Source organism: Maribacter sp., assembly GCF_016744255.1.
Taxonomy (GTDB): Bacteria; Bacteroidota; Bacteroidia; order Flavobacteriales; family Flavobacteriaceae; genus Maribacter_B.
The window spans coordinates 1-6759 of sequence record NZ_JADGES010000139.1 but is presented as its reverse complement, the minus strand read 5'-3'; the positions used below and the strand labels follow the sequence as shown (position 1 = coordinate 6759).

7 protein-coding genes and 1 pseudogene are annotated in these 6759 nt (G+C 33.1%); all 8 read left to right on the top strand.

The window, feature by feature from the left end; all coding sequences use genetic code 11:
• A pseudogene (locus QZZ51_RS15690) lies at positions 1 to 580 on the top strand (F0F1 ATP synthase subunit alpha); the annotation flags it as partial.
• Between the two features lie 67 nt (positions 581 to 647).
• Positions 648 to 1508 (top strand): ATP synthase F1 subunit gamma, encoded by an 861-nt coding sequence (gene atpG, locus QZZ51_RS15685; RefSeq protein ID WP_291871377.1) that lies wholly within the window; start codon positions 648 to 650, stop codon positions 1506 to 1508.
• A 115-nt stretch (positions 1509 to 1623) separates the two neighbouring features.
• Entirely contained in the window at positions 1624 to 2109 is a 486-nt protein-coding gene (locus tag QZZ51_RS15680; RefSeq protein WP_291871375.1) for a hypothetical protein, read from the top strand.
• A 92-nt stretch (positions 2110 to 2201) separates the two neighbouring features.
• Positions 2202 to 3680, top strand: coding sequence for an oligosaccharide flippase family protein (locus tag QZZ51_RS15675; protein ID WP_291871373.1), 1479 nt, complete (start codon positions 2202 to 2204; stop codon positions 3678 to 3680).
• On the top strand, positions 3658 to 4092 hold the full coding sequence (gene dut / locus QZZ51_RS15670; protein ID WP_291871371.1) for a dUTP diphosphatase: 435 nt from the start codon (positions 3658 to 3660) through the stop codon (positions 4090 to 4092). The genes QZZ51_RS15675 and dut overlap by 23 nt, the downstream gene beginning before the upstream one ends.
• A gap of 40 nt (positions 4093 to 4132) precedes the next feature.
• Positions 4133 to 4450: a GIY-YIG nuclease family protein gene (locus QZZ51_RS15665; protein WP_291871369.1), complete on the top strand. Its 318-nt coding sequence runs from the start codon at positions 4133 to 4135 to the stop codon at positions 4448 to 4450.
• A gap of 65 nt (positions 4451 to 4515) precedes the next feature.
• On the top strand, positions 4516 to 5532 hold the full coding sequence (locus tag QZZ51_RS15660) for a sugar phosphate nucleotidyltransferase (protein WP_291871367.1): 1017 nt from the start codon (positions 4516 to 4518) through the stop codon (positions 5530 to 5532).
• A 178-nt stretch (positions 5533 to 5710) separates the two neighbouring features.
• Positions 5711 to 6664: a hypothetical protein gene (locus tag QZZ51_RS15655; RefSeq protein ID WP_291871365.1), complete on the top strand. Its 954-nt coding sequence runs from the start codon at positions 5711 to 5713 to the stop codon at positions 6662 to 6664.
• Positions 6665 to 6759: the final 95 nt, after the last annotated feature.

Sequence of the window (6759 nt, the reverse complement as noted above, 5' to 3'; positions counted from 1 at the left end):
AGGTGGTGGTTCTTTAACAGCTCTTCCAATTATTGAAACGCAAGCAGGAGATGTTTCTGCTTATATTCCTACCAATGTAATTTCTATTACAGATGGTCAAATTTTCTTGGAGCAAGATTTATTTAACCAAGGTGTTCGTCCAGCAATTAACGTAGGTATTTCTGTATCTCGTGTTGGGGGTAACGCGCAGATTAAAGCTATGAAGAAAGTATCTGGTACTTTAAAACTGGATCAAGCACAATTCCGCGAATTAGAAGCATTTGCTAAATTCGGTTCCGATTTGGATGCAGCTACATTGAATGTAATTGAAAAAGGCCGTCGTAACGTTGAGATTTTAAAGCAAGCGCAAAACGATCCTTTCACAGTAGAAGATCAAATTGCAATTATCTATGCAGGTTCTAAAAACCTGTTAAGAGATGTGCCTGTAGATAAGATAAAAGAATTTGAAAGAGATTATATCGAGTTTCTAAATGCAAAACATAGAGGTGTTTTAGATACATTAAAGGCTGGGAAACTTACAGACGAAGTTACAGATACATTGAGTGCTGTTTGTAAAGAAATGTCGGCAAAATATAACTAATAAGTTTAGAGTTTAGAATTAGGAGTTCTTACTCCTAATTCTAAACTCAAGTTTTATAACTTTAAAAATGGCAAACTTAAAAGAAATACGTAATAGAATAGCATCGGTATCGTCTACCATGCAGATTACTAGTGCCATGAAAATGGTATCTGCAGCAAAGCTTAAAAAAGCACAAGATGCAATTACAGCTATGCGCCCTTACGCAGATAAACTTACCGAGCTTTTACAAAGCTTAAGCGCAAGTTTAGATGCAGATTCTGGAAGTATGTATGCAGATAATAGACCTGTAAATAAAGTATTGGTTGTAGCCATTACATCTAATAGAGGTTTGTGTGGAGCTTTTAATACCAATATTCTTAAGCAATGTGTTTCTATAGTAGAGAATACATACGCAGGAAAGCAAGTAGATTTTGTTGCAATAGGAAAAAAATCTAACGATATTCTTTCTAAAAAACATACTGTAATTGGGAACCATAGTGATGTCTTTGATGATTTAACTTTTGATAACGTTGCTTTAATTGCAGAAGAATTAATGCTTCTTTTTACGGAAGGTACTTACGATAGAATTGAAATCGTTTATAACAAATTTAAAAATGCGGCAACGCAGCTTGTTATGACAGAACAGTTTTTACCTATTGTTCCAGTAGAAGGAGCTGTAGCCAATAACTCCGATTATATTTTTGAACCTTCTAAAATTGAAATTGTAGAGCAATTAATACCAAAGTCGTTAAAAACACAATTGTATAAAAGTATCCGCGATTCTTTTGCTAGTGAACATGGTGCTCGTATGACGGCTATGCATAAAGCAACAGATAACGCAACAGAGCTTAGGGATCAATTAAAGCTTACGTATAACCAAGCAAGACAAGCTGCAATTACTAATGAAATATTAGAAATTGTAGGAGGTGCCGAAGCATTGAATAATTAATATTATTTAATTAAGATATAGAAAGACCTTACTCTAATACAGTAAGGTCTTTTGTTTTAAAAGAATTATTTGTTTTAATTTTGCATAAACATGTAAGGCGAATAAAAAAGAAATTATGAGAAATTTTCTCCAGCTTATTATAGTACTTCTTTTTTTATCTTCCTGCGCTTCTCATTATAAAGTGCCTTTTGCTTTAGGTAAAGTATATACTCAGAAATGGATTGCAGAGGATAACTTGCAAGAGCATGGGTATAATGTTATAATTCCTATTGTAAGATTAAATAATAAGAATGCCATACTTCAAAATGTTTACCATAAAGGGAGAATGCTAAAACTTAAAATTAAGCTTAAAGAAATTGGTGTAGTTGCTATGGCTAAATTTCCAGAAGAAAGTTTTATACCAAAAAAAGATGTGGTTATAGAGGAAGAAACCGATAGTTCTCTTTCTTCAAAAGAGGCTGCTATTCTTAACGAACTTAAGGATAATGAACTAGTAGTTAGTTATTGGGTAGATGATAAAATAAACTACCATAAAATATCGAATATTCGTCATAACCCTATGATGAGTTATCCAAATTCTGTTATGGCAGAATTCGATTAAATATTAAATGGAGACATTACAAAATGGTATTAAGAATAAAAATTTGATTGCTCTCCTTAAATACCTATTTTTAAACTCTAATTTCTAGACTATTGAATCCGTTAAAAAAACTTTTTAAGCAGACTTTTGTGTATGGTCTGGCTACGGTATTGCCTAGAATGCTTTCCTTTATTTTGGTTCCATTATATACATCGGTTATGGCACCTGGTTTATATGGTAAAGTAAGTGTAATCTTTGCTTGGTTTGCTATATTCAATGTAATCTTGGCTTATGGTATGGAAACTGCTTTTTTTAGGTTTTATAATAAATCTAAAGAGAAGGATACAGTAGTTTCTACTTCCTTAATTTCTATTTTAGGTACTACAGGAATCTTTATTTGTATTGCTTTTTTATTTTTTGGCTCTCTCTCTCAGGTTTTAGAGGTAGATAAAAAATACTTAGGATATGTGCTATCTATTTTGGCATTAGATGCTTTAGTGGTTATTCCTTTTGCTTGGCTACGTGCTAATGAAAAGCCAATGAGGTATGCCGTTATAAAAATCCTAAATGTAGTCATCAACCTAGGGTTAAATGTCTTCTTTTTATTTCACTTACCAAAATTGGTAAGTGAAAATGGAGAAGGTTTTTTGTCGGGGGTATACAAACCAAATTTTCAAATCTCATATATTTTTATTTCTAATGTAATTGCAAGTAGCGTCACTTTTTTATTAATGAGTGAATTATATAGAAAAACAAAATGGATTTTTGATAAAGCGCTTTGGAAAAGGATGATGCAATATGCAATGCCAGTTATGGTGGCAGGAATTGCATTTAGTATAAATGAAGTGTTTGATCGTATTCTTTTAGAAAAATTGTTGCCGGAAGACGTTTCCCAAGCAAAAGTAGGGATGTACTCGGCCTGTTATAAAATAGCTTTGTTTATGACTCTTTTTGCAACTGCTTTCCGCATGGGTATAGAGCCCTTTTTCTTTAGTCATTCCAATTCTGAAAACCCTCAAAAAGCATATGCCCAAATCACCAATTATTTTGTAGTTTTAGGAAGTATAATTTTATTGGGAGTTGTGGTTTATGCGGATGTTTTAAAAACACTTATTGTACGTGACCCAGCCTATTGGGAGGCAATGTCTATTGTGCCAATTATTGTGCTAGCAAGTTTCTTTTTGGGAATATACCATAACCTTTCTGTTTGGTACAAAGTAACGGATCGCACCAAATACGGAGCATATATTTCTATGATTGGTGCTGTTCTAACCATTGTTATTAATCTTGTATTCATAGAATACTTTGGGTATATGGCTTCTGCGGTAGCAACATTAGTGGCTTATGGAACGATGATGTGTCTTTCCTTCTATTTTGGTAGAATGTATTATCCAATTCCGTATAACTTCAGGAAAATTGGATTTTACCTACTGCTATCCATAAGTTTTTCTGCAATCTCTTTTTATGCATTCGATAGAAATTTAATAGTTGGGAATATATTGCTAGCAATATTTTTAGGAGTATTATATAAATTAGAAAATGATAACCTTAAAAAAGTTTTTTTAAAAGATGGAAATAAAAATAATAAATAAATCGTCGCACGATTTACCGCACTATGAAACTGGTGCGTCTGCAGGAATGGATTTAAGAGCCAATATTTTAGAATCTATTATTCTTGAGCCTTTGGCTAGAACTATAGTTAAAACAGGATTGTTTATTGAGCTTCCTGTTGGTTTCGAGGCTCAGGTAAGACCACGTAGTGGTTTAGCAGCTAAAAAAGGCGTTACAGTCCTTAATGCGCCGGGAACTGTTGATGCGGATTATAGAGGAGAAATAGGGGTAATATTAGTTAATTTATCTAAGGAACCTTTTGTTATTGAAAACGGAGAGCGTATTGCGCAATTAGTAATTGCAAAGCATGAACGTGCAGAATGGATTTCAGTAGAAGAATTATCTGAAACAGCAAGAGGAGAAGGTGGATTTGGTAGTACTGGAGTAAAATAAATTCCTGCGTAGGCAGGACCCTCTAAGTAGATAATAAATAATGAGCCATTGGTATGTGTACATAATGACAAACAAGCCCAATGGATTTTTATACATAGGAGTAACTGGTAATATTGTAGAAAGAGTAAAGGAGCATAAAATAAAAGCCTACCCAAAATCGTTTACTGCTAAGTACAACTGTGATAAATTGATTTATTTTGAAGAGTTTCAAAAAAGAATTGACGCAGAAAAAAGAGAAAGACAATTTAAGAAGTGGAAAAGAGATTGGAAGATTAAGTTAATCGAAGAAATGAATCCAAGTTGGTCATATATTAGTATCAACTGGAACTTAAATTATAATAAATTAAGAAACGAATAAAAGATTTCTGCCTACGCAGGAATTAAGTTTAACCATTAACAAATCCTGTATTCGCAGGCAATAGTATGAAAATAATAGTTCCAATGGCGGGTAGAGGCTCGCGACTTAGGCCACATTCTTTAACCGTTCCTAAGCCTTTAATTCCAGTTGCAGGCAAACCAATTGTACATCGTTTAGTGAGTGATATTGCTAAGGTATTAAATCAACCTATAGAAGAAATAGCATTTGTTTTAGGAGATCCAGCTTGGTTTGGCGAGGATGTAATTTTAAGCTTGCAAGATTTAGCAAAAAGTTTAGGAGCCAAAGCATCTATATACAGACAAGATAAACCTTTAGGAACAGGGCATGCTATAATGTGTGCAGAACCTTCTTTATCTGGGCCAGCCGTAATTGCGTATGCAGATACATTAATTAGAGCGAAATTCGATTTAGACCCAAGTGCAGATAGTGTTATTTGGACAAAAAAAGTAGATAACCCAGAAGCTTATGGTGTTGTTAAACTAAACGATAAACAAGAAATAGTAGAGCTGGTGGAAAAACCAGAAACTTTTGTTAGTGACCAAGCAGTAATTGGTATCTATTATTTTAAAGATGTTGCTGTTTTAAAAGGAAAACTTCAGGAAATTTTGGATGAAAACATAATGAATGGAGGCGAATACCAAATAAATGATGGTATTAAGCGTATGATGGCAGATGGTAGAGTTTTTAAAACGGGAACCGTAGACGAATGGATGGATTGTGGAAACAAAAAAATCACGATTGAAACCAACCAAAGAATGTTAGGCTTTTTAGAGGCTGATGGAGAAGAGCTTATTTCTAATTCGGTACAATTAGAAAATGCAAATATTATTGCTCCTTGTTATATTGGAGAGAATGTAGTTTTAAAAGATACTACTGTAGGTCCTTTTGTTTCTATAGGAGACAATTCTGTAGTAGAAAATTCTACGATTAAAAATAGTTTAATACAAACGAATAGTACCATTACGAATGCTAATTTAGATAATGCCATGATTGGTAACCATGCTAAATTCAATGGTAATTTCGAAAGTATAAGTATAGGAGATTATTCTGTCTTGGAATAGTTTTTGCAGTTTACATCCCATAATTTAAAAATTGGATATGGGATGTAAACTTTTTTGTTTTTTAGTTCTTGTTAATTCCTTGTTAGAGAAAACACTTGTTTTTAGAAAGATCCAAGTTTTATGCTAATTTAGTAGCTCGTAAGGATAACCAATCTTCTCTTTGCTAAAGAACATTCCAATGAAAATTAGAAATAGTATAAAAAGATTACTGCATTTAGGATGTTTTCTGATGCTCTTTTCTGTGCTAGCCCAAGAAGATAAAATCCATATAGAAGAGAGTGCCGCGGTTTTTTTAGAAGAGTATTCTGATGAATTTCAAGAGCAATTTTTTGAAGGTTTAAAACAAAAAGGCATTGAAAACTACGATAAGGCGATAAAGCACTTTTTAAAGTGTAAAGCAATAGACCTAAAGAACAATGTAGTAAGTCATGAGTTGGCAAAAGTATATCTTTTAAATAAAGAGTACATAAATGCGCAAAACTACGCTCTAGAGGCTTTAAATAGTGAGCCAGAGAATCTATGGTATTTGTACACCTTGGTTAACGCAATGCAGATTCAAGGAGGTAATTTAGGTAGTTTAACTAAAAGTTTGCCCTATGCTAATGTGCAATTAAGAGAGAACCTAAGTAAAATCTACTATACGCAGAAAAATTACAGAGGGGCTTTGGCGGTTTTAGAAGAAATAAATAAATCGGAAAAACTACAGGGTCTATATGCTAAAATTGAAGAAGCTTTAAAAAAACAAGAAGCAGAAAAAACCTCATTTTCTTATGCGGCTTCAAACACTGTTTCTAATACGCGGACAAAAACAGACAATGGCATGCAAGCCTATAAGGCAAGATTAAAAGGGCTTATTTCTATTAAAGCTTATGGTATAATTAAGCAAGTTGCAAAAGAGGCCATAGAACAATATCCGTTACAGCCTTATTTTTATTATACGCAAGCACATGCTTTAAATCAAACAAAGAGATATAAAGAGGCTATTGCTATATTAGAGGTTTCTTTGGATTATTTAGTGGATGATATAGCACTCGCCAATAAAATATATAAAGAATTGGCCAATGGCTATACTGGATTAAATCAGACTTCTAGAGCAAATATGTATCTTCGTAAGATAAAACCCGGATTTTAAAGTATGATGCATACCATGAAGCAAGCTCTACGATATTTTGCACTCCCTATAATTTTTCTATTTGTTTCTTCTTGTAAAACCACAAAAGTAGTTAC

What these genes read in the sequence shown, in the direction of transcription:
- atpG (WP_291871377.1), top strand. Translation starts at nt 648, where the DNA reads ATGGCAAACTTAAAAGAAATACGTAATAGAATAGCATCGGTATCGTCT.
- QZZ51_RS15680 (WP_291871375.1), top strand. Translation starts at nt 1,624, where the DNA reads ATGAGAAATTTTCTCCAGCTTATTATAGTACTTCTTTTTTTATCTTCC.
- dut (WP_291871371.1), top strand. Translation starts at nt 3,658, where the DNA reads ATGGAAATAAAAATAATAAATAAATCGTCGCACGATTTACCGCACTAT.
- QZZ51_RS15665 (WP_291871369.1), top strand. Translation starts at nt 4,133, where the DNA reads ATGAGCCATTGGTATGTGTACATAATGACAAACAAGCCCAATGGATTT.
- QZZ51_RS15660 (WP_291871367.1), top strand. Translation starts at nt 4,516, where the DNA reads ATGAAAATAATAGTTCCAATGGCGGGTAGAGGCTCGCGACTTAGGCCA.
- QZZ51_RS15655 (WP_291871365.1), top strand. Translation starts at nt 5,711, where the DNA reads ATGAAAATTAGAAATAGTATAAAAAGATTACTGCATTTAGGATGTTTT.